This is a genomic window from Streptomyces longhuiensis, assembly GCF_020616555.1.
In the GTDB taxonomy this organism is placed as follows: Bacteria; Actinomycetota; Actinomycetes; order Streptomycetales; family Streptomycetaceae; genus Streptomyces; species Streptomyces longhuiensis.
On sequence record NZ_CP085173.1, the window covers coordinates 5971702 to 5994331 of the forward strand.

At 69.8% G+C, this 22630-nt stretch carries 18 protein-coding genes; 9 read left to right on the forward strand and 9 right to left on the reverse strand.

What is annotated here, in order from left to right:
* Positions 1-79 precede the first annotated feature (79 nt).
* From ilvA to LGI35_RS27715, 3 genes are all read left to right on the forward strand, one after another.
* On the forward strand, positions 80-1309 hold the full coding sequence (ilvA, locus tag LGI35_RS27705; RefSeq protein WP_227296966.1) for a threonine ammonia-lyase: 1230 nt from the start codon (positions 80-82) through the stop codon (positions 1307-1309).
* A gap of 185 nt (positions 1310-1494) precedes the next feature.
* On the forward strand, positions 1495-2508 hold the full coding sequence (locus tag LGI35_RS27710) for an ATP-binding cassette domain-containing protein (RefSeq protein WP_227296967.1): 1014 nt from the start codon (positions 1495-1497) through the stop codon (positions 2506-2508).
* Positions 2505-3347 carry an ABC transporter permease gene (locus LGI35_RS27715; protein WP_227296968.1) on the forward strand — a complete coding sequence of 281 codons (843 nt, stop codon included), beginning with the start codon at positions 2505-2507 and terminating at the stop codon, positions 3345-3347. The genes LGI35_RS27710 and LGI35_RS27715 overlap by 4 nt, the downstream gene beginning before the upstream one ends.
* A gap of 104 nt (positions 3348-3451) precedes the next feature.
* Here LGI35_RS27715 and greA read toward each other — a convergent pair whose 3' ends face one another.
* Together greA and LGI35_RS27725 are read right to left on the reverse strand one after the other, a co-directional pair.
* Positions 3452-3949 (reverse strand): transcription elongation factor GreA, encoded by a 498-nt coding sequence (greA, locus tag LGI35_RS27720; RefSeq protein WP_227296969.1) that lies wholly within the window; start codon positions 3947-3949, stop codon positions 3452-3454.
* Between the two features lie 209 nt (positions 3950-4158).
* Positions 4159-4563, reverse strand: coding sequence for a DUF4307 domain-containing protein (locus LGI35_RS27725; protein WP_227296970.1), 405 nt, complete (start codon positions 4561-4563; stop codon positions 4159-4161).
* A 151-nt stretch (positions 4564-4714) separates the two neighbouring features.
* On the opposite strand from LGI35_RS27725, the gene mca reads away from it, so the two are divergent.
* Together mca and LGI35_RS27735 are read left to right on the forward strand one after the other, a co-directional pair.
* Positions 4715-5596 (forward strand): mycothiol conjugate amidase Mca, encoded by an 882-nt coding sequence (gene mca / locus LGI35_RS27730; RefSeq protein ID WP_116510560.1) that lies wholly within the window; start codon positions 4715-4717, stop codon positions 5594-5596.
* Positions 5589-5843, forward strand: coding sequence for a hypothetical protein (locus LGI35_RS27735; RefSeq protein ID WP_227296971.1), 255 nt, complete (start codon positions 5589-5591; stop codon positions 5841-5843). The genes mca and LGI35_RS27735 overlap by 8 nt, the downstream gene beginning before the upstream one ends.
* 107 nt (positions 5844-5950) lie before the next feature.
* Here LGI35_RS27735 and LGI35_RS27740 read toward each other — a convergent pair whose 3' ends face one another.
* Positions 5951-9154 (reverse strand): tetratricopeptide repeat protein, encoded by a 3204-nt coding sequence (locus tag LGI35_RS27740; RefSeq protein ID WP_227296972.1) that lies wholly within the window; start codon positions 9152-9154, stop codon positions 5951-5953.
* 119 nt (positions 9155-9273) lie between these two features.
* Between LGI35_RS27740 and LGI35_RS27745 the strand changes: the two genes are divergently transcribed.
* Positions 9274-11292: a thioredoxin domain-containing protein gene (locus LGI35_RS27745; RefSeq protein ID WP_227296973.1), complete on the forward strand. Its 2019-nt coding sequence runs from the start codon at positions 9274-9276 to the stop codon at positions 11290-11292.
* Positions 11293-11336: 44 nt separating this feature from the next.
* On the opposite strand, the gene LGI35_RS27750 is transcribed toward LGI35_RS27745, so the two are convergent.
* From LGI35_RS27750 to trhA, 3 genes are all read right to left on the reverse strand, one after another.
* A complete protein-coding gene (locus LGI35_RS27750; RefSeq protein WP_376570729.1) occupies positions 11337-11963 on the reverse strand; it encodes a TetR/AcrR family transcriptional regulator in 627 nt (208 codons plus the stop codon).
* Positions 11960-13516, reverse strand: coding sequence for a DHA2 family efflux MFS transporter permease subunit (locus LGI35_RS27755; protein ID WP_227296975.1), 1557 nt, complete (start codon positions 13514-13516; stop codon positions 11960-11962). The genes LGI35_RS27750 and LGI35_RS27755 overlap by 4 nt, the downstream gene beginning before the upstream one ends.
* Positions 13517-13679: 163 nt before the next feature.
* Positions 13680-14360: a PAQR family membrane homeostasis protein TrhA gene (trhA, locus tag LGI35_RS27760; RefSeq protein WP_376220360.1), complete on the reverse strand. Its 681-nt coding sequence runs from the start codon at positions 14358-14360 to the stop codon at positions 13680-13682.
* 239 nt (positions 14361-14599) lie between these two features.
* Here trhA and LGI35_RS27765 point away from each other — a divergent pair, with 239 nt between their 5' ends.
* Positions 14600-16441, forward strand: coding sequence for a phosphoenolpyruvate carboxykinase (GTP) (locus tag LGI35_RS27765; RefSeq protein WP_227296977.1), 1842 nt, complete (start codon positions 14600-14602; stop codon positions 16439-16441).
* A 211-nt stretch (positions 16442-16652) separates the two neighbouring features.
* Here the strand turns inward: LGI35_RS27765 and LGI35_RS27770 are convergent, their stop codons facing one another.
* Complete coding sequence (locus LGI35_RS27770) at positions 16653-17639, reverse strand: hypothetical protein (RefSeq protein WP_227296978.1); 987 nt, start codon at positions 17637-17639, stop codon at positions 16653-16655.
* Between the two features lie 463 nt (positions 17640-18102).
* Here LGI35_RS27770 and LGI35_RS27775 point away from each other — a divergent pair, with 463 nt between their 5' ends.
* Together LGI35_RS27775 and LGI35_RS27780 are read left to right on the forward strand one after the other, a co-directional pair.
* Complete coding sequence (locus LGI35_RS27775) at positions 18103-19509, forward strand: glycosyltransferase family 39 protein (RefSeq protein ID WP_227296979.1); 1407 nt, start codon at positions 18103-18105, stop codon at positions 19507-19509.
* A gap of 141 nt (positions 19510-19650) precedes the next feature.
* Positions 19651-20769 (forward strand): glycosyltransferase, encoded by a 1119-nt coding sequence (locus LGI35_RS27780; RefSeq protein ID WP_227296980.1) that lies wholly within the window; start codon positions 19651-19653, stop codon positions 20767-20769.
* 86 nt (positions 20770-20855) lie between these two features.
* On the opposite strand, the gene LGI35_RS27785 is transcribed toward LGI35_RS27780, so the two are convergent.
* Together LGI35_RS27785 and LGI35_RS27790 are read right to left on the reverse strand one after the other, a co-directional pair.
* Positions 20856-21263 carry an SCO4983 family protein gene (locus LGI35_RS27785; RefSeq protein ID WP_227296981.1) on the reverse strand — a complete coding sequence of 136 codons (408 nt, stop codon included), beginning with the start codon at positions 21261-21263 and terminating at the stop codon, positions 20856-20858.
* Between the two features lie 93 nt (positions 21264-21356).
* Positions 21357-22568, reverse strand: coding sequence for a pyridoxal phosphate-dependent aminotransferase (locus tag LGI35_RS27790; protein ID WP_227296982.1), 1212 nt, complete (start codon positions 22566-22568; stop codon positions 21357-21359).
* Positions 22569-22630: the final 62 nt, after the last annotated feature.

Consider the following 22630-nt stretch of genomic DNA (forward strand, 5'->3'; position numbering starts at 1 on the left):
CGTACCGACGCTGCACAAACCAGTCTCGGACCGTGGTCACGCCAGGAGCCGTACGGCGTGAGCTGCGAGACTTGCCGTCATGAGCTACAGCACGGCTGACTCCTTGCCGACGGTGACCCTGGACGATGTGCGCGGCGCGCAGAAGATGCTCTCGGGGGTCGCTCGGATGACGGCGATGGAGGGCAGCCGGCACCTCTCGGGGCTGGTCGGGGCGCCGGTGCACCTCAAGTGCGAGAACCTCCAGCGGACCGGTTCCTTCAAGCTGCGCGGCGCGTACGTCAGGATCGCGGGCCTGCTCCCCGAGGAGCGCGCCGCGGGCGTGGTCGCCGCGAGTGCCGGAAATCATGCGCAGGGTGTAGCGCACGCGTCTTCTCTGCTCGGCGTACGCTCCACGGTCTTCATGCCGGTCGGCGCGCCCCTGCCGAAGGTCGCGGCGACCCGGGACTACGGCGCGGAGGTGCGGCTGCACGGGCAGGTCGTCGACGAGACGCTGGCGGCGGCGCAGGAGTACGCGCACGAGACGGGCGCCGTGTTCATCCACCCCTTCGACCACCCGGACATCATCGCCGGGCAGGGCACGGTCGGCCTCGAGATCCTGGAGCAGTGCCCCGAGGTGCGCACGATCGTCGTCGGCATCGGCGGCGGCGGGCTCGCCGCGGGCATCGCGGTGGCGGTCAAGGCGCTGCGCCCCGACGTGAAGGTGATCGGTGTGCAGGCGGCGGGCGCGGCGGCGTACCCGCCCTCGCTGGAGGCCGGGCGGCCGGTGTCGATCCCGTATCCGGCGACGATGGCCGACGGCATCAAGGTGGGACGCCCCGGTGACGTGCCGTTCCAGCTGGTCGAGGAGCTGGTCGACGAGGTCCGTACGGTCTCGGAGGACGAGCTGTCGAGCGCGCTGCTGCTCTGCCTGGAGCGGGCCAAGCTGGTCGTCGAACCGGCCGGGGCGAGCCCTGTCGCGGCGCTGCTGAGCGACCCGCACTCCTTCGAGGGCCCGGTCGTGGCGCTCCTGTCGGGCGGCAACGTCGACCCGCTCCTGATGCAGCGGATCCTGCGCCACGGCATGGCCGCCGCCGGGCGCTACCTGTCGCTGCGGCTGCGTCTGACGGACCGTCCCGGCGCCCTGGCCACGCTTCTCGGTGTGCTGTCGGTGGTCGACGCCAACGTCCTCGACGTGAGCCACGTGCGCACCGATCCCCGGCTCGGGCTCACGGAGGCCGAGGTCGAGCTGCACCTGGAGACGAAGGGGCCGGTGCACTGCGCCGAGGTCGGCGCGGCGCTGCGGGACGCGGGCTACCTCGTCATCGACTGACCGGCCAGGCCGCGGAATCCCCGGCCCGCCGGCGGATTACGGAAAACCGGTTGAGGGGACGCGATGTATCGCGATACCGTGTGGCCCACGTCACGCGTCCGTCGGGCGTGCCCAGGCGGACCTACCTAAGATCTTGCCGAGCAAGGCAACCGAACAGGTCACCCACAACCCATGGGGGAAGCCACATGCCAGGCGCCATCTACGCCGAAGGTCTGGTGAAGACCTTCGGCGACGTCAGGGCTCTGGACGGCGTCGATCTCGATGTCCCGGAGGGCACGGTCCTCGGCCTGCTCGGTCCGAACGGGGCGGGGAAGACCACTGCCGTGCGCTGCCTGACGACGCTGCTCACGCCGGACAGCGGCAGGGCCGTCGTCGCGGGCATCGACGTTCTCAAGCATCCGAACGAGGTGCGGCGCTCGATCGGCCTCTCCGGCCAGTTCGCCGCGGTCGACGAGTATCTGACGGGTCGTGAAAACCTGCAAATGGTCGGCCAGTTGTACCAGATGAAGGCCAAGGAGGCGAAGGCGCGGGCGTCCGAGCTGCTCGAGCGGTTCAACCTCGCGGACGCCGCCGACCGGACCTCGAAGACGTACTCCGGGGGCATGCGCCGCCGGCTCGACCTGGCCGCCGCACTCGTCGTCTCGCCGCCCGTGATGTTCATGGACGAGCCCACTACGGGACTCGACCCGCGCAACAGGCTGCAGCTGTGGGAGGTCATCCAGGAGCTGGTCGCCGGCGGCACGACCCTGCTGCTGACCACCCAGTACCTCGAAGAGGCCGACCACCTGGCGCACGACATCTGCGTGATCGACCACGGCCGCGTCATCGCGCGCGGCACCTCCGACCAGCTCAAGGCCCAGACCGGCGGCGAGCGCGTCGAGGTCGTGGTGCACGAGCGGGAGCACATGACGTCCGCCGCCGAGATCCTCGCCGGGTTCGGCAAGGGCGAGACCACCGTCGAGCAGCACACCCGCAAGCTCACCGTCCCCGTCACCGGCGGCGCCAAGCTCCTCGCCGAGGTCATCAGGGAGCTGGACACCCGCGGCATCGAGATCGACGACATCGGTCTGCGCCGGCCCACCCTCGACGACGTCTTCATCTCCCTCACCGGCCACGCGGCCGAGGAGAAGGAGGACGAGAACGGCTCGGGGGCGGGCGCCGCCAAGCAGTCCAAGCGCAAGAAGGAGGCCGACAAGTGAGCGCCGTCACCCAGCCCCTCGCCCCCCGCCCCGCGGGCGGCCCCGTGCAGTCGGTCCGGGACTCCCTCGTCGTCGCCAAGCGCAATCTGATCCGGATGACGCGGATCCCCGAGGTCGTCATCTTCGGGCTGATCCAGCCGATCATGTTCGTGGTGCTGTTCAGCTACGTGTTCGGCGGCTCCATGAACATCGGGGGCACCACGGACCCCGCGGTCTACCGCGAGTTCCTGATGGCCGGCATCTTCGCCCAGACCGTCACGTTCGCCACGGCGGGCGCCGGAGCGGGCATCGCCGACGACATGCACAAGGGCCTCATCGACCGCTTCAGATCGCTGCCGATGTCCCGCGGCGCCGTCCTCACCGGACGCACCCTCGCGGACCTCGTGCAGACGGCCCTGACCCTGCTCGTCCTCGCGATCGTCGCGCTCCTGGTGGGCTGGCGCATCCACGAGGGCCTCCCGAAGGCCCTCGGCGCCTTCGGCCTGCTGCTCCTCCTCGGATACGCGTTCACGTGGATCGGCGCCCTCATCGGCCTGTCCGTACGCACCCCCGAGGCGGCCACGTCGGGCGGGCTGGTCTGGCTCTTCCCGGTGACGTTCATCTCGAACGCGTTCGTGGACTCCAGCCAGATGACGCCCTGGCTGCGTCACATCGCCGACTGGAACCCGTTCAGCGCCACGGTCCAGGCCTGCCGCGAGCTCTTCGGCAATCCAGGTGTCTCGACGTCCCCCGCGTGGCCCATGCAGCACGCCGTGTGGGCCTCGCTGATCTGGTCCGTCCTGATCATCGTCGTCTTCCGGACGCTCTCGGTCCGCAAGTACCGCAACGCGACGGCCTGACGGCGACAGCCCGACCGCGGCGGCCGGACCGATACGGCCCGGCACGCGACCACGCGAAGGCCCCCGGCGCAGCACGCGCCGGGGGCCTTCGTCATGCGGTCGGATCAGCCGTTGTAGGGCTTCGCCGCCAGGATCTTCACCGAGGCGAGCTTGCCGTTCGGCAGCTCGTACTGGGCGTCCTCGCCGATCTTCTTGCCGTTCACGCCGGAGCCCAGCGGGGACTGCGGCGAGTACGTCTCGATGTCGGCGCTCGCGTACTCACGCGAGGCGAGCAGGAACGTCATGGTGTCGTCCTCGTCGCCGTCGAAGGCGATCGTGACGACCATGCCGGGGGCGGCGACGCCGGCCGCGGCAGGCGCCTCGCCGACCTTGGCCTTCTCCAGGAGCTGGGTCAGCTGGCGGATGCGGAGCTCCTGCTTGCCCTGCTCCTCCTTGGCCGCGTGGTACCCGCCGTTCTCGCGCAGGTCGCCCTCCTCGCGTGCCGCCGCGATCTTCACGGTGATCTCGGCGCGCGCGGGACCAGACAGGTACTCCAGCTCGTCCTTGAGCTTGGTGTACGCCTCCTGCGTGAGCCAGGTGACGTCTTCGCTGGTCTGGGTCACAGGTGCTCCTCGTAGGTACTGGGAATACAAAGCATCGCCCTACCCAGAAGCATGTGCTCTCACGGGAGGGCGAAACCACGAGCCTAACAATTCAGGCGCCGAAGGGGGAGGACATATGCCATCAAGAATTCGTCGATGCAGGTCAGGCATCGAAACCCGGACGGCCGTCGATGCGGCAACGGTGTGGCCGAGGTATGGCCGCCGTGCGGTCAGCCCGTGTGGCAGCCGAGCAGCTCCGCGCTGGTGCCGCGGGACGTGGTGCGCAGCGTCACGACCTTGTCGATCCGGCTGTCGCGCTGGTCGAAGCGGAAGTCCGCGCGGCCCACCTCGGCGCCGTCGGCCGACTGCGACCGGATGGTGCAGTAACCCTTCGCGTCGGTGTCCTTACGGACCTCGAGGTGCACCTTGACCGCCTCGTCGGAGGCCTTGAAGGTGATGACCTCGGCGCTGATCTTCGTGCCGAAGACGTAGTGGTAGCCGAACCAGCCGATCAGGACGACGAGCAGGGCGCCGAGCACGGCGCCGACGATCTTCAGAGTGCGGTCCGCGCGTTCGTCGGCGGAGCGGGAACGGCCGTAGCGGCCGTCGGGGAGCTGCTCACTCACCGCACTCATGATCGATCCTCTCGCGCGGGGCGGTCGAGGACCGGCCCCGGACAGACTGCCGGAATTTTCCGCCCCCCGGTTCGGTCACTATAGAAGCCGCCCATTGCGCTGTATGACCGAGGGCGCCTTATTCACCGAGTCATTCACTGAGGATCTTGTCTTGACTGAGCAGCTGCGACTGATGGCGGTGCACGCCCACCCCGACGACGAGTCGTCGAAGGGCGCGGCCACCATGGCCAAGTACGTGTCCGAGGGGGTGGCCGTCCTTGTCGTGACCTGCACGGGCGGGGAACGCGGATCCATCCTCAACCCGAAGCTCCAGGGCGACACGTACATCGAGGAGAACATCCACGAGGTACGCAAGAAGGAGATGGACGAGGCGCGCGAGATCCTGGGCGTCGACCAGGAGTGGCTGGGCTTCGTCGACTCGGGCCTGCCCGAGGGCGACCCGCTGCCGCCGCTGCCCGAGGGCTGCTTCGCGCTCGAGGACGTCGACAAGGCGGCGGGTGAGCTGGTCAGGCAGATCCGCTCGTTCCGCCCGCAGGTCGTCACGACGTACGACGAGAACGGCGGCTACCCGCACCCCGACCACATCATGACCCACAAGATCTCGATGGTGGCGTTCGAGGGCGCGGCGGACACCGAGAAGTACCCGGAGTCCGAGTTCGGCCCGGCCTACCAGCCGCAGAAGCTCTACTACAACCAGGGCTTCAACCGGCCGCGCACCGAGGCGCTGCACCAGGCGATGCTGGACCGGGGCCTGGAGTCGCCGTACGCGGAGTGGCTCAAGCGCTGGGACGAGTTCGAGCGGGTCGAGCGGACGCTCACCACGCACATCCCGTGCGCCGACTTCTATGAGATCCGCGACAAGGCGCTGATCGCGCACGCCACGCAGATCGACCCCGACGGCGGCTGGTTCCGCGTCCCGATGGACGTCCAGCGGGCGGTGTGGCCGACCGAGGAGTACGAGCTCGCGAAGTCTCTCGTCGATACCTCCCTCCCCGAGGACGACCTCTTTGCGGGCATCCGCGACAATGCCTGACATGAGCGCAAGCGCAAGCCTGGCAATGACGCATCTCGTCCCCCTCGCCAAGGAGGTCGACGAGAACAAGGTGACCCCGGGCGTCCTCGGTTTCATCGTCTTCGCGGTGATGGCCGTCGCCGTCTGGGGCCTGATGAAGTCGATGAACCGCCACATGGGCAAGGTCGACTTCAAGGAGAAGCCGGACGCAGCCGCGGACTCCGCGACCGGCTCCGGCGCCTCCCCGGCCTCGCCCGCCAAGGGCTGACGCCCCGCAGGACGGAACGCGCTCGGCACGGCGATGAGCCGCGCCGAGCGCCTTCGTGCTGCGCCCCGGCGCTCAGGCGCCCGCGCACTCCCGGCGCCCGTGTGCCCTCAGCGCCCCGCCCTCACCTCCACGCCCATCACGTCACGGGCGTGCCGATTCGGGACCATGCCGAGGCGCCAGGCCTGCCAGCCCGCCTCGAGGTCCGCGCCGCGCTCCAGGAGGAGCTGGTAGGCCTCCACGTAGTCGTCGAGCTTGCCGTCCCGGCCGGCGTGGGTGGTGCGGGCGAGCTGGGACAGCTCCTCCTGTGCCACCGCCGTGCCGATCTCCGAGCCGCCCGGTGACGCGTACGGCAGCAGCGTGCAGCGCAGGAAGTTCGCCCAGTCCCCGCCGCGGCGGTCGCCGTACGACGCGAACAGCGCCGCCGCCTCCTCGCACAGGGTCAGGGCCTGGGCCGCGCGCCCGTTGCCCGCGTCCACCACCGCCAGCTCCAGGCAGGTCCACCCCTCGCCGTGCGCGACGCCGATGCGCTGGAAGTCGGCGCGGGCGTCGACCAGGAGCTGACGCGCGAAGCCGGAGTTGCGCAGCGAGCCCGTCTGCGCGGCGCGCTGGTCACGCGTGACGCGGGCCGAGTGATGGCGGGCGCAGGCGAGCCCGTACACGTCGCGCATCCGCGAGAACATCGTGCGGGAGCGCTCCAGCTCGCGTACCGCCTGGTCGAGGTTGCCGCTCTCCTCCAGGGCCTGGCCCAGGTAGTAGAGCGTCCAGGCCTCGCCGCGCGCGTCCTCGTTGTCGCGGTGGCGCGAGGTGGCCTGGCGCAGTCCGTCGACGGCCGCCGACGCGTCGCCGTCCACCAGGCGCGCCCGCGCCAGCTGGGTGAGCGCCCAGGCCTCGCCCCGGCTGTCGCGCGTACGGCTGTACAGGTCGAGGGCGGTGCGCAGCTCGCGCTCCGCATCCGGCACGTCGCCCATCCGCAGGCGCAGCTGCCCCAGCTGGAAGTGCGCCCACGCCTCGCCGTGCACGGACTCGTTCTCGCGGTGCAGGTCCAGTGCCGCGGTCAGCAGGTCGAGCGCCTCCTTCACATGGGCCCGGTCCCGCTCCACCGCGGCGAGCGCGTGCAGCGTCCAGCCCCGGTCGCCCGACGTCTCGTCCGTGATCTGCAGGTCGAGGGCCTCGCGGAGCTTCGCCGACGCCTCCTTGAGCTGGCCCTGGTGGTGCAGCGTGATGCCCAGCGAGCACAGGGCGCGCGCCGCGCCCGCGTTGTGGTGCGCCTCGAAGTACAGGTCCACCACGGACGCCAGCGTCGTGCGCGCCTTGTCGAGCTCGCCGAGCTGGCGCGCCGCGATACCCGTGCGCCACTGGACCGAGCGCACGAGCAGCCCCTGGTCGACGGCCTGGGTGAGCTCGCTGATCTCGCCCAGGCGGTAGAGGTCGCCGCGCAGCAGGCAGTAGTCGCACAGCGCGCCGAGCAGATTGAGCACAGCGGCCTGGTCGACGCCCTCCGCGCCCCGCAGCGTCGCCGTGATGAAGCTGGACTCGTCGTCGAGCCAGCGCAGCGCGGCGTCCAGCGAGGTGAAGCCGTGCGGGCCGATCTGGCCGGCGCGCGTCGACATCTTGCCGTCGACCAGCCGGATCACCGAGTCCGCGAGCTCCGCGTAGTTCTGGATGAGGCGTTCCTGCGCGGCCGTCCGCTCGGCCGGTTCCTCCTCGTCGAGGAGGCGGGCCTGCGCGAAGGAGCGGACGAGGTCGTGCAGCCGGTACCGGCTGCCCCGCACGTGGTCTATCAGCCCCGCGCGTGACAGCGCCGTCAGATGGCGGGTGGCCTCCGACTCGTCCGTCGCGAGGAGCGCGGCCGCCGCGGCCGCCCCGAGCGAGGCCCGCCCGGCGAGCGCGAGCCGGCGCAGCAGCCGCCGGGCCGCGTCGGACTGGTCCGTGTAGCGCAGCCACAGCACCCGCTCGACCGGCTCCACGGGCCCGTACGCACCCAGGTCGGACGCCAGTGCGCGGGTCGTGCGCGGCCCGATCGCGGAACCCGCGATGCGCAGCGCCAGCGGCAGACCGCCGCACAACTCCCTCACGGTGTCGGACGATTCGGAGTCGTAGGGGCCCGACGCGTCCTCCGCGGACTCACGAAGCAGTTCCTCCGAGCCCGCCGCGTCCAGCGCGTCCACCGGCACCTGGTGCACCCACGCCGGGACGTCCGCGGGCAGGTCGAGCGGCTTGCGCGCCGTCACCAGCACGAGGCTGTCGGACCGCTCGGGGACCAGCGTGCGCACCTGCTCCGCGTCGACCGCGTCGTCCAGCACGATCGTGACCGGAAGCCCCGTCAGATGCTGGTGGTACAGCTCGCTCAGGCGGCGTACCTGCTGCTCCTGCGAGGAACGCTCCCGGAAGAGCAGCTGCTCGCGCGGCGCGCCGAGCCGGTTCAGCAGATGGAGCAGCGCGTCCCGGGTCGACAGCGGGGCCTCGGGCGCGTCTCCCCGCAGGTCCACCACGCACGCGCCGCGGAACTGGTCACGCAGCTCGTGCGCCGCCCGCACCGCGAGCGTCGTACGGCCCGAGCCGGGCGCGCCGTGCAGCACGACGACGGTGGGCCGGGTCTCGGTGCTCGCGCGCGCCGCGTGCACCCACTGCGCGATCCGCTGCATCTGCGCCCTGCGGCCCGCGAACGGGCCCTCCGGCTCCGGTAGTTGGCCGAAGGACTGCTCCAGGACATTGCGCCGCCTGGCCGCCGCGCTCTTGTCGGTGCGGCGCAGTTGCGGCGTCGGCTTCTTCGCGCCGGTCCCCGCGGTGGCGGCTAGGACGCGTTGCTGGTCGAGGAACGGCCGGATCCCCCGGACGTCGAGCGCCGTCAGCCACTGCAGTCTCAGCTGTTCGGGTCCGCCGGGCTGGCTCCTCGCTCCGGCGCGGCGGCTCGCGGCGGGCACATGGGAGGCCGTCACTTTCGCGACGGTCGTGGCGGCGCCCACCACGGCGACGGTCGCGCCCGCGCCGACCGCGGTCCCCGCGCCCGTACCGAGCAGCAGGTCGGCCACACAGGCGCCGACCGAGGCAACGGCCGTGACCAGTAACGGAGTCGACCCGCGCTCCTGGGTGAAGCGCTGCCCGAACGACATCTGCCCGGCCTCGGCCTCGTCCAGGGCATGGGTGAACTGCGTGTACTCCTCGGCGGCGGTCTCCGCCATGGCGTCGAGCGCACCGCGCGCACGGGACAGCAGTACCCCGCCGTCCGTGCGCCCACCCGAACGCCGTACTTCCTCTTCCACGGCCCGGGCCAACAGCCCCTCGGCTTCCGCCCGATGGCTGTCTCGCATCTCAGGTCCCCCTCCGGCGGCAACGGTTCCGCGTCAAGTGTGCTGCGTATGGGGTCACGGCGCGAGAGGCCGGGGATCAAAGGGCCGATCGGCGACCGGCGTGCGCGAGGATGGGACGCATGCCGAACCGACTGGCCCATGAGACGTCCCCCTACCTCCTCCAGCACGCCGACAACCCCGTCGACTGGTGGCCGTGGTCGGCCGACGCCTTCGAGGAGGCGCGGCGGCGCGGGGTCCCGGTGCTGCTCAGCGTCGGATACTCCAGCTGCCACTGGTGCCACGTCATGGCGCACGAGTCCTTCGAGGACGAGACGACCGCCGCCCTCATGAACGAACGCTTCGTCAACATCAAGGTCGACCGCGAGGAACGCCCCGACGTCGACGCCGTCTACATGGAGGCCGTGCAGGCCGCCACCGGCCAGGGCGGCTGGCCCATGACCGTGTTCCTCACGCCCGAGGCCGAGCCGTTCTACTTCGGCACCTACTTCCCGCCCGAGCCCCGACACGGAATGGCGTCCTTCCCGCAGATCCTGGAGGGCGTGGCGCAGGCGTGGGCGGAGCGCAAGGACGAGGTCGCCGAGGTCGCCGCGAAGATCGTGGGCGATCTGTCCGGGCGTGAGCTGCCGTACGGGGACACACAGGTCCCCGGCGAGGGCGAGCTCGCGCAGGCGCTGCTCGGCCTGACCCGCGAGTACGACGCGACGAACGGCGGGTTCGGCGGCGCGCCCAAGTTCCCGCCGTCGATGGTGATCGAGTTCCTGCTGCGCCACTACGCCCGCACCGGCGCCGAGGGCGCGCTCCAGATGGCCGACGACACCTGCGAGCGGATGGCGCGCGGCGGGATCTACGACCAGCTCGGCGGCGGCTTCGCGCGCTACTCCGTCGACCGCGAGTGGGTCGTGCCCCACTTCGAGAAGATGCTCTACGACAACGCGCTGCTGTGCCGCGCGTACGCGCATCTGTGGCGGGCCACCGGTTCGGAGACGGCCAGGCGGGTCGCGCTGGAGACCGCGGACTTCATGGTGCGGGAACTGCGGACGAACGAGGGCGGGTTCGCGTCCGCGCTGGACGCGGACAGCGAGGACGCCGAGGGCCGCCACGTCGAGGGCGCGTTCTACGTGTGGACGCCCGAGCAGCTGCGCGAGGTGCTCGGGGACGCGGACGCCGCGCTGGCCGCCCAGTACTTCGGCGTGACGCAGCAGGGCACCTTCGAGGAGGGCGCATCGGTTCTCCAACTCCCCAAGCAGGATGTCGAGTTCGACGCTGCTCGGATCGAGGACGTGCGGCGCAGGCTGTTCGCGGCGCGCGCCGAGCGGCCGGCACCCGGCCGGGACGACAAGATCGTCGCCGCGTGGAACGGCCTGGCGATCGCCGCGCTCGCGGAGACCGGGGCGTACTTCGACCGCCCGGACCTGGTGCAGGCCGCGCTCGCCGCCGCCGATCTCCTCGTACGGCTCCACATGGACGCGCGGGCGCGCATCGCCCGTACCAGCAAGGACGGCCGCGCCGGCGCGAACGCCGGGGTCCTGGAGGACTACGCGGATGTCGCCGAGGGCTTCCTCACGCTGGCGTCCGTGACCGGCGAGGGGGTCTGGCTGGAGTTCGCCGGGTTCCTCCTCGACCATGTCCTCGACCAGTTCACCGACGCGGAGTCCGGCGCGCTGTACGACACGGCGGCCGACGCGGAGCAGCTGATCCGCAGGCCGCAGGACCCGACCGACAACGCGGCGCCCTCGGGCTGGAGCGCGGCGGCGGGCGCGCTGCTGTCGTACGCGGCGCAGACCGGGTCGGAGCCTCACCGCACCGCCGCCGAGCGGGCGTTGGGCGTCGTGCGGGCGCTCGGCCCGCGCGCGCCGCGCTTCATCGGGCACGGGCTCGCCGTCGCGGAGGCGCTGCTCGACGGGCCGAAGGAGGTCGCCGTCGTCGGCGAGATCGGCGGTGAACTCCACCGCACGGCGCTGCTCGGCACGGCGCCCGGAGCGGTCGTCGCGGCGGGCCGACCCGGCTCCGGCGAACTGCCGTTGCTGGCGGACCGGCCGCTCGTCGACGGCCGCCCGGCCGCGTACGTGTGCCGCAACTTCACCTGCGACGCCCCCGTCACCGACGCCCAGCAGCTCGCGGTGAAGCTGCAGGACTGAAGCGAGCCGGACGCCGTCGAGCCCTGCCTGATCCGAGAGAGGCCCTAGAGACCGTTCCTGAACGTCTCCAGCGTGCGGTCCATGAGGTCGCGCAGCTCGTCCCGGTGGCCGTGCTCGGCCCAGTACAGGGTGGTCTCCATGAGCGCGCCGACCAGCGCCATCGCGTAGACGCGGACCTCGAGTCCGTCGGCGTCGCGGCCGGTGCGCTCGCCGATCACCCGGCACAGCAGTTGCCCGGTCACGGACATGGACTCCATCATCCGGGAGCGCACCGCGGGCACCTCGACCTGGAGTCTGGTCCGCAGCCGTGACACCTCGGGATCGTCGTCGAACCCGAGGTGCACGGCCTGCGCGATCACGTGCTTCAGCGAGTCGACGATCGACTCGTCCGAGGGCCGCGCCCGCAGCTCGGACTCCAGGACCGCGTCGTACTCGTCCGTGAGGACGATGTCCTCCTTGGTCGGGAAGTACCGGAACACCGTGGACGGCGACACCTCGGCGGCCTCGGCGATCTGCTCGACCGTCGTCGCGTCGTACCCCTGCTCGGTGATCAGGCGGTACGTCGCGTCCCTGATCGCGACCCGGGTCTTGAGCTTCTTGCGTTCGCGTAGGCCCATCCCGGGGCGGTCGGCGGCGGGGGTGGAGCGTGCGGAGGCGGCCATGGGGCTCATTCTCGGGCATCGCCGGGGGCCGGGGCCACGCCGGCGGACGGCGCGGTACGGGGGAGCAGGGCGGCCGCGAGCAGGGCGGTGACCAGCGACGCGACGCCCACGACGACCAGCACCACGTTCATGCCGTGCAGGTACGCGGTGTTCGCCGACGAGGCGAGGGCGTGGTCCCCGAGCTTCGCGGCCACCGCGTGGGCGGCCAGCACGGAGTCCTGGGCGGTGTCCGCCGCGGGACCGGGCAGGCCGGCGGTGTCGAGGCGGCTGCCGTAGGCCCCGGCGAGGAGCGCGCCGAGCAGGGCGATTCCGAGCGCGCCGCCCACCTGCCGCACCGTCATCAGGAGGCCGGAGCCGCTGCCCGCCCGGTCCGCGGGCAGCGCCGACAGCGCGGCGCCCATCGCGGGGACGAGCGCGAAGGAGAAGCCGACCCCGGCGATGCCCAGCCACAGCGCGGTGAACCCGTACCCGGAGCCGGCCGTGGTGCGGCTGCCGAGGAACGCGGCGAAGGCCAGGACCGTGAGCGCGGCGCTGATCACCGCGGGCGGTCCGAACCTGGTGACCAGGGGCTGCGCGCACTTCGCGGCCACCAGCATCCCGGCCATCATCGGCAGCAGCCGTACGCCGGTGCCGAGCGCGTCGTTGCCGAGGACGGCCTGGAGGTACTGCGGCAGCACGAACATCAGGCCCGACAGGACGAACATGCCGAGGGTGGCCGCGAGCGTGTTGAGCAGGAAGCCGCGGCGGGCCAGCAGGGTGAGGTCGAGAAGCGGCCGTTCGCTGCGCCGCTCGCGCAGGACGAGGGCGGTGACCAGGGCGACAGAGGCCGCGAACAGGACCAGCACCACCGGGTCGGTCCAGCCGCGGTGCGGCGCCTCGATGATCGCGTAGATCAGGGCGCCGAGGCCGGCCGCGGTGAGGGCGGTGGAGACGACGTCGACCCGCGGTGAGGCGGGGTCGCGGGTCTCCGGCAGCAGGAACAGGCAGGCCGTGATGCCGATGGCGACCATCGGGACGTTGACCAGGAAGACCGAGCCCCACCAGAAGTGGTCGAGGAGCCAGCCGCCGAGGATCGGGCCGAGCGGCATGCCGACCGCCGAGGCCGCGGAGATGATGCCTACGGCCTTGGTGCGCTCGTCGGGGGCGAAGAGCGAGGGCAGCACGGACAGGGCGAGCGGCATGACGAGCGCTGCGCCGACGCCCATCAGCGCGCGGGCGCCGATCACCCGGCCGACGTCGCTCGCGAGAGCCCCCACGAGCGAGCCCGCGAGGAAGACGCCGAGTCCGGCGATGAGCATCCGGCGCCGCCCGAACCGGTCGCCGAGCAGCCCGGCCGGAAGCATCAGGGCGGCGAAGACGATGACGTACGAGTCCGCCGTCCACTGCTGCTGACCGGTGTCCGCGCCGAGGTCGGCGGCCATGGTCGGCAGCGCCACGTTGAGGATCGTCATGTCGAAGCCGAGCACGAGCATGCTCGCGACCAGGGCGCCGAGCGCCCACCAGCGGCGCGGGTCGCGCCGCACGCCGTCCCGCGGTGAGTTCTGCTTGGTGACAGTAACCATGAAATGACAGTAACTCTCAAAAGGTGGACGCTGTCAATCTCTGGATCCGGCCACAAGGGGCCCGGGCCCGGGCGCAAGGGGCGCGTCACGAAGGACGCATGGGGCGGGGCACAAAAAAATGGCCGCGACTCGAAAGTCGCGGCCAGAAGGGTGAAGGGCGAGGTCAGGCGTGCTGGTACGCCACCAGCGAGATGCCCACGTAGTGCACGACGAACGCCGCGAGCGTGAGCGAGTGGAAGACCTCGTGGAAGCCGAACCAGCGCGGCGACGGGTTCGGGCGCTTGATCCCGTAGATCACGCCGCCCGCGCTGTACAGCAGCCCGCCGACGACCACGCAGACGAGCACGGCCGTGCCGCCCGCGTGCAGGAAGTCGGGCAGGAAGAAGACGGCCGCCCAGCCCATCGCGATGTAGCAGGGCGTGTAGAGCCAACGCGGGGCGCCGACCCAGAAGACGCGGAAGATGATGCCCGCCGCGGCGGCCGCCCAGATGCCCCACAGCAGCCACTGGCCCTTGGCCTCCGGGAGCAGCAGCATCGTGAGCGGGGTGTAGGTGCCCGCGATGATCAGGAAGATGTTCGCGTGGTCGAGGCGGCGCAGAACGCCGTCGGCGCGCGGGCCCCAGTTGCCCCGGTGGTAGAGCGCGCTCACGCCGAAGAGCAGGCAGGCTGTCAGGACGTAGATCCCGCAGGCGATCCGGCCGCGGGTCGAGTCCGCGAGGGCGGTCAGCACCAGGCCGGAGATGACGACCGCGGGGAACATTCCCGCGTGCAGCCAGCCGCGCAGCCGTGGTTTCACCGGAACGGACTCTGTCGCGGTCACTTCGGATGGCGTGGCGGCAGTCATGAGCCGCATCGTACCTACGGGGCCGTAAGTAACGAACAACAGCGACGGCCGGTGACGCAAACGAGTGGCGATCCTCACGTCGCTCAGGTGTGGGGCCCTCTGGACATATGCGCGCCCGCGTCGGATGATCATATGAGTGCGGTCGGCACCGGATGAGCGCCAGAGGGATCAACACGTGAAGCATCCGGGTCGCAGCCCCCAAGGGGCAACAAACAAAAACCCCTCATTTAGGAGCAATCGTGGCGCGCGACATCGCGGCTCCCGTTTCCTTGGGCACTGTCCCCACCAAGCACCAGGAACTGATCTCGTGGGTCAACGAGATCGCCGAACTGACGCAGCCGGCCCGTGTGGTCTGGTGCGACGGGTCCGAGGCCGAGTACGAGCGCCTCGCCGAGGAACTGGTCGACAAGGGCACGTTCAAGAAGCTCGACCCGATCAAGCGCCCGAACTCGTACTACGCCGCCTCCGACCCGACCGACGTCGCACGCGTCGAGGACCGGACGTTCATCTGCTCCGAGAAGGAGCAGGACGCCGGCCCCACGAACCACTGGAAAGCCCCCGGGGAGATGCGCGAGATCTTCCAGGGCAAGGAGGGCGACGGCGGCATCTTCCGCGGCTCGATGAAGGGCCGGACGATGTACGTCGTCCCGTTCTGCATGGGCCCGCTCGGCTCGGACCTCTCCGCCATCGGCGTCGAGATCACCGACTCCGCCTACGTCGCCGTCTCGATGCGCACCATGACGCGCATGGGGCAGCCCGTCCTGGACGAGCTCGGCACCGACGGCTTCTTCGTGAAGGCCGTCCACACCCTGGGCGCGCCGCTGGACGAGGGCCAGCAGGACGTGCCGTGGCCCTGCAACTCCACGAAGTACATCTCGCACTTCCCGGAGGCCCGCGAGATCTGGTCCTACGGCTCCGGCTACGGCGGCAACGCCCTGCTCGGCAAGAAGTGCTACGCCCTGCGCATCGCGTCCGTCATGGCGCGCGACGAGGGCTGGCTCGCCGAGCACATGCTCATCCTCAAGCTGACCCCGCCGCACGGTGAGTCCAAGTACGTCGCCGCCGCCTTCCCGAGCGCCTGCGGCAAGACCAACCTCGCCATGCTGGAGCCCACGATCTCCGGCTGGACCGTCGAGACCATCGGCGACGACATCGCCTGGATGCGGTTCGGCGAGGACGGCCGCCTCTACGCGATCAACCCCGAGGCCGGCTTCTTCGGCGTCGCGCCCGGCACCGGCGAGCACACCAACGCCAACGCCATGAAGACGCTGTGGGGCAACTCCGTCTTCACGAACGTCGCGCTCACCGACGACAACGACATCTGGTGGGAGGGCATGACGGAGGAGACTCCCGCCCACCTCACCGACTGGAAGGGCAACGACTGGACCCCCGAGTCCGGCGTCCCGGCCGCGCACCCGAACGCGCGCTTCACCACCCCCGCCTCGCAGTGCCCGATCATCGCGCCCGAGTGGGAGGACCCGAAGGGCGTGCCGATCTCGGCGATCCTCTTCGGCGGCCGCCGCGCCTCCGCCGTACCGCTGGTGACCGAGTCCTTCGACTGGAACCACGGCGTGTTCCTCGGCGCGAACGTCGCCTCCGAGAAGACCGCCGCCGCCGAGGGCAAGGTCGGCGAGCTGCGCCGCGACCCCTTCGCGATGCTCCCGTTCTGCGGCTACAACATGGGCGACTACATGGCCCACTGGGTCGACGTGGCCAAGGACAAGGACCAGTCCAAGCTGCCGAAGATCTACTACGTGAACTGGTTCCGCAAGAACGACGCGGGCAAGTTCGTGTGGCCCGGCTTCGGCGAGAACAGCCGTGTCCTGAAGTGGATCGTCGAGCGCCTGGAGGGCAAGGCCGAGGGCGTCGAGTCGCCGATCGGCATCCTGCCGACGCGTGACTCCCTCGACACGGACGGCCTCGAACTGGCCGACTCCGACCTCGACTTCCTGCTGACGGTCGACAAGGAGGTGTGGCGCGACGAGGCCTCCCTGGTCCCCGAGCACCTCAACACCTTCGGTGACCACACGCCGAAGGAGCTGTGGGACGAGTACCGCGCGCTGGTCGCCCGGCTCGGCTGACCCGCTTCCGCAGGACAACGCGGCGGGCTCGAACGACTTCCGCCCTGACCTGTGGCGTCGTCATCACAGGCCCGTCGCACCTCGGCCCCCGAAGCCACACCACCGGCTTCGGGGGCCGAACGCTTTTCCGTACCGGGCGCGGCCGTCTCACTCAGGTGCGTCGTACCCGAGTGGTCCGGGCACGGCACACTTCAGAGGGATCCTGCCGAGGTCAGGGTCGCATCTGGCTCTTCGGGACAGATCGGTTCAGCGGGGTGCCCTCGGGCAGCGCGCGCATGAACTTGGAGGATCGGGTCGCTGCTAGCGTCGCCGGCGGCTCGATCTGGACCCAGCCTTCGTTCCAGATCCAGTTCTGACCGTTGGTGTCCCCGTGGGTCTGCCACACCTCGCCGCTCTGGGTGATCACCTTGATGTAGGCGTCGTTGCCTTGATCCTCGATGGCGATGGCGCAGGCACCGTCGGGGAAGTTGGCGTTGTCGGAGATGAGCTCCCAGTTGACCTCGTCGTCGGTGTCGTCCTCCGTGGCACCCCGCGGGTCCTGCTTCAAGGCGTAAGCATCGCCGTTGGGGAGAAGGACCGCGGAGAAGCCCTCGGTGTTCGAGGGGGCGTAGGAGTCGATGTCGGTGCACGGCCCGGTGTTGCCGGTGTTGCCCGTGTTGCCGGTGTTGCCCGTGTTCCCGGTGTTGCCGGTGTTGCCGGTGTTCCCGGTGTTGCCGGTGTTGCCCGTGTTCCCGGTGTTGCCCGTGTTCCCGGTGTTGCCGGTGTTGCCGGTGTTGCCGGTGTTGCCGGTGTTCCCGGTGTTGCCGGTGTTGCCCGTGTTCCCGGTGTTGCCCGTGTTCCCGGTGTTCCCCGTGTTGCCGGTGTTCCCGGTGTTGCCGGTGTTCCCGGTGTTCCCGGTGTCGCCCGTGTTCCCCGTGTCCCCGGTGTTCCCAGTGTTCCCGGTGTCACCCGTGTTGCCCGTGTTGCCGGTATTACCCGTGGGCCCGGTGTCTCCCTTGCACTTGTTCTTGTTCTTGTCCTTACCCTTGTCCTTGTCGCTGTAGCCAAGGACACCGGGAGCGCCGTAGCGATGCTCCTTGTCCTTGCACTTGTCGTCGCCCTTCGCCCCTGCCGGGGTTACTCCGGCCGTGTGCGACGTCGCGGCAAGCCCCAGCGCGGGGCTGGTGAAGCCGAGCATCACGACAGCCAGCGATGCCACCGCACTGCCTGCGATCCATCTGCCGCGCCGGGGAAGCGGGCCGAGCTTGGATCGGGTCCCGTTTTCAGGACTCATCTAATTTACTCCTTGGGGAACCTGTGTGGTTTCTTCCGGAAGCCCTTTTGAGCCTCCCTCGGGATCTTTCGACAGTGGGCGCAATGCGGTTGAGTGGCTCGCAAAGCGATCAATACAATGGCCCAGCATAAATGGACCATAAGAGATCCATTGGTGTGCTGTGCCTACTCTGGTCGGTGAAAGAGTTGGATTATCGGTTTGAGGGGGCCGCATCGGAGGGCCGATCAGGCGAATGGCGGCCTTCTTTGTCCGTGGCTGTCCCCCGCGGCACCGCGGCGGCTCTAAGACTGTTTCCGTGACAACCCTTACGCGTCCTGTTCAGAGCGCAGAGACTCAGCCGGAGAGCACGAGACTGAAAAGACCCCTTGGGGCATCTGTCGGTCTATGGATGTGGCCGGCGCTGACCACGCTGGTGATCGCGTACGTCCGGATCGACGGCCCTCAGCTGGGGACCGATGAGCTCGTCACCTCGGATGTGGGCCGGCGCAGCATGGGCCAGATTCTGGCGATGCTGCAGAACGTCGACGCGGTGCATGCCACGTACTACGTTCTGATGCACGGGTGGATGGCCGTCTTCGGCGACTCCGAGACAGCCATGCGCATGCCCTCGGTGCTGGCCATGAGCGGAACAGCCGCCCTGGTGGCCTTGATCGGGCGCAGGCTCTTCGACTCACGTGCCGGGATGTGCGGCGGGCTGCTCTTCGCCCTGATCCCCGTCGTGAGCCGGTTCGCTCAGGAGGCTCGCAGTTACGCCCTGGTGGTCCTGGTCGCGACCTTGGCGACGTTCCTGCTGCTCCGAGCCCTCGACGCGCCGAGGCGCTGGTGGCGCTGGGCGGCGTACGCCCTGTGTGTGGCGGTCGTCGGGCTGCTGCACCTGATCGCGCTGACCGTACTAGTGGGGCACCTCGCCGTGGTCGTCCACCGATCCCGCGCGGAGGGCGGCGTCTTCTGGCGCTTCTGCGTCGCTGCTCTGGCGGGTGCGGCCGGTGTGATCCCGGTGGTCGTGCTGGGCACGTCGCAGGCGTCCCGCCAGCTCTTCTGGGTTCCTGAGCCTGACCTGTGGGGCCTGGTCGGTATCTGGCCCCAGGTGTTCGCCTCCGGCCTGTGTGCCGGGGTGGTGATCACGCTGGCCGCCATGGCGCGGCGGACCGAGCGCCGTGATGCCCTTCTGTTGTGCTTCACCGTGGCCCTGCTGCCTCCCTTCGTGTTGTGGGCGGCGTCCCACGGGGATGTCTCCTACTTCCGTTTTCAGTACGCCATGTTCACGGTGCCGGTCTGGGCGGTGCTGGCGGGGGCCGGCCTTGCCCGGGCGGCGCGGTCCTGGCTGACGGTCGGCGTGGTTCTGGCCGTGGTCGGTCTGCTCGTGCTGCCCGACCAGCGCAGGATGAGAGGGGAATTCGAACACGATGTCCCGCACAATGCGGACTACAAGGCGGCCGCGCGGACCATTGAAAAGTATTACCGCTCCGGAGATGCGGCGGTCTATGTCAAGGGAGCTCCATGGATGCTGGACCAGGGAGTTCGCTATTATCTTCGGCCCGGTCTGAAGCTGCGGGAAGTATTCGTCGCCAAATCGGCGGCCGAGAACAATGAACTGTTTCCGGTTTATTGTCCGGCGCCGGTCACGTGCTTGAGAGGCGAGAGTCGCATCTGGGTGGTGGTACCGGGCAATGATCCGGATCCCTTGAATGCGGTCCCCGCAGGTCAGGCCGAGGCGCTGCGTGCGCAGTACACCACCGGCGGGACGGTCCCCCTCAGTGGCCTGACCGTCGCGCTGCTGGAGCGTAAGCGATAGAGCCCGATCCGGCGCTGCGTCGCCGCGGGAACAGTCGCGCGTTCCCTCGCCGCATCAACTCGCCGCGTCTGCCTGGCCGGTGTCGTGCAGTCAGACGCCTGTCCGTTTCGGTGATTTACCTCAAAGAGCAGGATGAAACCTGTGAAACAAACGATCTGCTTGAACATGATCGTCAAGAACGAGGCCCATGTCATCCGCCGCTGCCTCGAATCCGTGCGCCCTTTGATCGACACCTGGGTCATCCTGGACACGGGCTCGACCGACGGCACCCAGGACGTCATCCGTGACGTCTTCAGCGATCTGCCCGGCGCCCTGCACGAAAGGCCCTGGAAGGGATACGACGGGAGCCGCAGCGAGGCGATCGACCTGGCGCGTTCCGAAGCCGACTATCTGCTGTTCATCGACGCCGACGACCTGATGGAGATGGAGCCCGGCTTTCGCATGCCGGAGCTGACACACGACGCCTACCATGTCGCGCTGCACAGCGGGACGCTCATCCACTGGCGCCAGGCCCTGGTCTCGACCCGGCTGCCCTGGCGCTACGTCGGCGTCCTGCACGAGTACATCGACTGCGGAACGTCGTTCAGCCTCGGGACGTTCAAGGGCGCCAACATCCTCTCGGTGGGGGGCGGCGCACGGCTGAAGGAAGAGGGCCAGCGGAAGAAGTACCTGCGGGACGCCAAGATCCTTCAGAAAGGCCTGATCAAGGAACCCGACAACTCCCGCTACGTCTTCTACCTCGCCCAGAGCTGGCGCGATGCCGGAGAGCCGAAAAAGTCACTCGCCGCCTACGACCGCCGGGCACGCATGGGCGGCTACGCCGAGGAAGTCTTCTGCGCTCACCTCTACGCCGCACGGCTCGCGGCGGAGATCGGCCGGCCGCCGGCTCAGGTGATCGACCGCTACCTCCGCGCGTACGAAAGCCGTCCCTCGCGCGGCGGCGAAGCCCTCGGTGGACTCGCACGCTATTGCCGCATGAACGGCGAGCGCTGGCCACTTGCGTACATGTTCGCGCGGCAAGCAGTGCAGATTCCGTACCCGAAAGACACGTTGTTCGTCGAGTTCGAATGGTACGAGTGGCACTCACTCGACGAACTCGCCGTAGCCGCCTACTGGATCGGAGAATATGAGGAGTCGGCGAACTGCAGCCAACGCCTCCTCGAGAGCGGCAAAGTGCCGCCCGATCACCTCGAGCGGGTGACGCGCAACCTCGAATCGTCACGAGAACAGTTGGGTTCGAGGGAACTCGTGGGCGCCTGACCCCGTCCGGCGGCCGCCGGGTCGTCAGGAGCGGTACATGAAGGGCACCCGGTCCGCGCGCCTCCCCGGCTCGCGGACCGGGGCCGTCAGAGGGCGCCGACCAGTCGAGCGGGTGCGGCGGGGGTGATGGCGGCGGTGATCGCCGCCGTGTGCGCGTCCATCTGCTCGGCCGCGAGGATCGCGGCCGCCGTGTCGGCGCGGGACGCGGCCACCACCAGCGCGCGGCCCGCGAGTGCGTGGGCGCGGCGGTGGAGCGCGAGTGCGGACGCGTCGGTCCGGCCGGTGTGCCGGGCGGGCGGTGTGCCGCGCAGCCGGGCGACCTGGCCGGCGATGCGGTCACCCACCTCGTCCAGGCCGAGTTCGTCGGTGACCGCGAGCAGGGCCGCCAGATGCCCCGCGAGCTGGATGTCGAGCTCCTCCTCGCGGGAACGGTGGGGGAAGTCGCCGGGGTCGGCCATGGCATGGACCGACTTGGTGCGGATCGGCTCGTACATGGGATGGCCTCCAGGCGGTAGCTTGAAGACCATCCTAGCTTAGATTCAGTCTAAAGTTGAGTCCTGTTTCTGGGAGGGGCGCTCGGGCGGTCCTCACGGCTGGCTGTACCCGTCCAGGAAGCGGCCGATGCGGGTCACGGCCTCCGTGAGCTGGCCGGCCGTCGGCAGTGTGACCACCCGGAAGTGATCCGGCTCCGGCCAGTTGAACCCCGTACCGTGCACGACCATGATCTTCTCGGCGCGCAGGAGGTCCAGGACCAACTGCCGGTCGTCCTTGACCTTGAACACCTTCGGGTCGAGCCGCGGGAAGAGGTACAGCGCGCCCTTCGGCTTCACGCATGTCACGCCCGGGATCTGCGTCAGCAGCTCGTACGCGGTGTCCCGCTGCTCCTTCAGGCGGCCGCCCGGCAGCACCAGGTCGGTGATCGTCTGGCGTCCGGTGAGCGCCGCGACCACGCCGTGCTGGCCCGGCATGTTCGCGCACAGGCGCATGTTCGCCAGGATCGTGAGGCCCTCGATGTACGAGTCGGCGTGCGCGCGCGGCCCGGAGATCGCCATCCAGCCCACGCGGTAACCGGCCACCCGGTACGCCTTCGACATGCCGTTGAAGGTGAGGGTCAGCAGGTCGGGGGCGATGGCGGCGGTCGGCGTGTGCGTCGCGCCGTCGTAGAGGATCTTGTCGTAGATCTCGTCCGAGCAGACCAGGAGGTTGTGGCGGCGGGCGATGTCGGTCAGGCCGCGCAGCATGTCGTCGCTGTAGACGGCGCCCGTCGGGTTGTTCGGGTTGATGATCACGATCGCCTTGGTGCGGTCGGTGACCTTCCGCTCCACGTCGGCGAGATCGGGCATCCAGTCGGACTGCTCGTCGCAGCGGTAGTGCACGGCGGTGCCGCCGGAGAGGGAGACCGCGGCCGTCCACAGGGGGTAGTCCGGCGCCGGGACGAGGACCTCGTCGCCGTCGTCGAGGAGCCCCTGCATCGCCATCACGATCAGCTCGGAGACGCCGTTGCCGATGAAGACGTTCTCGACGTCCGTCTCCACGCCCATGGTCTGGTAGTGCATCATCACCGCGCGGCGGGCCGCGAGCAGGCCCTTCGCGTCCCCGTAGCCGTGCGCGTCGCCGAGGTTGCGGAGCATGTCCTCGAGGATCTCGGGCGGGCACTCGAAGCCGAACGCGGCAGGGTTGCCGGTGTTGAGCTTGAGGATGCGGTGGCCTGCTGCCTCCAGACGCATCGCCTCCTCGAGCACCGGGCCCCGGATCTCGTAACAGACATTGGCGAGCTTCGTCGACTGGATCACCTGCATGTCCGTGAGCTTACGGCCGGGTATGGCAGGGCGCTTCGTGTTTTCGGACACGTGGGGCGGCG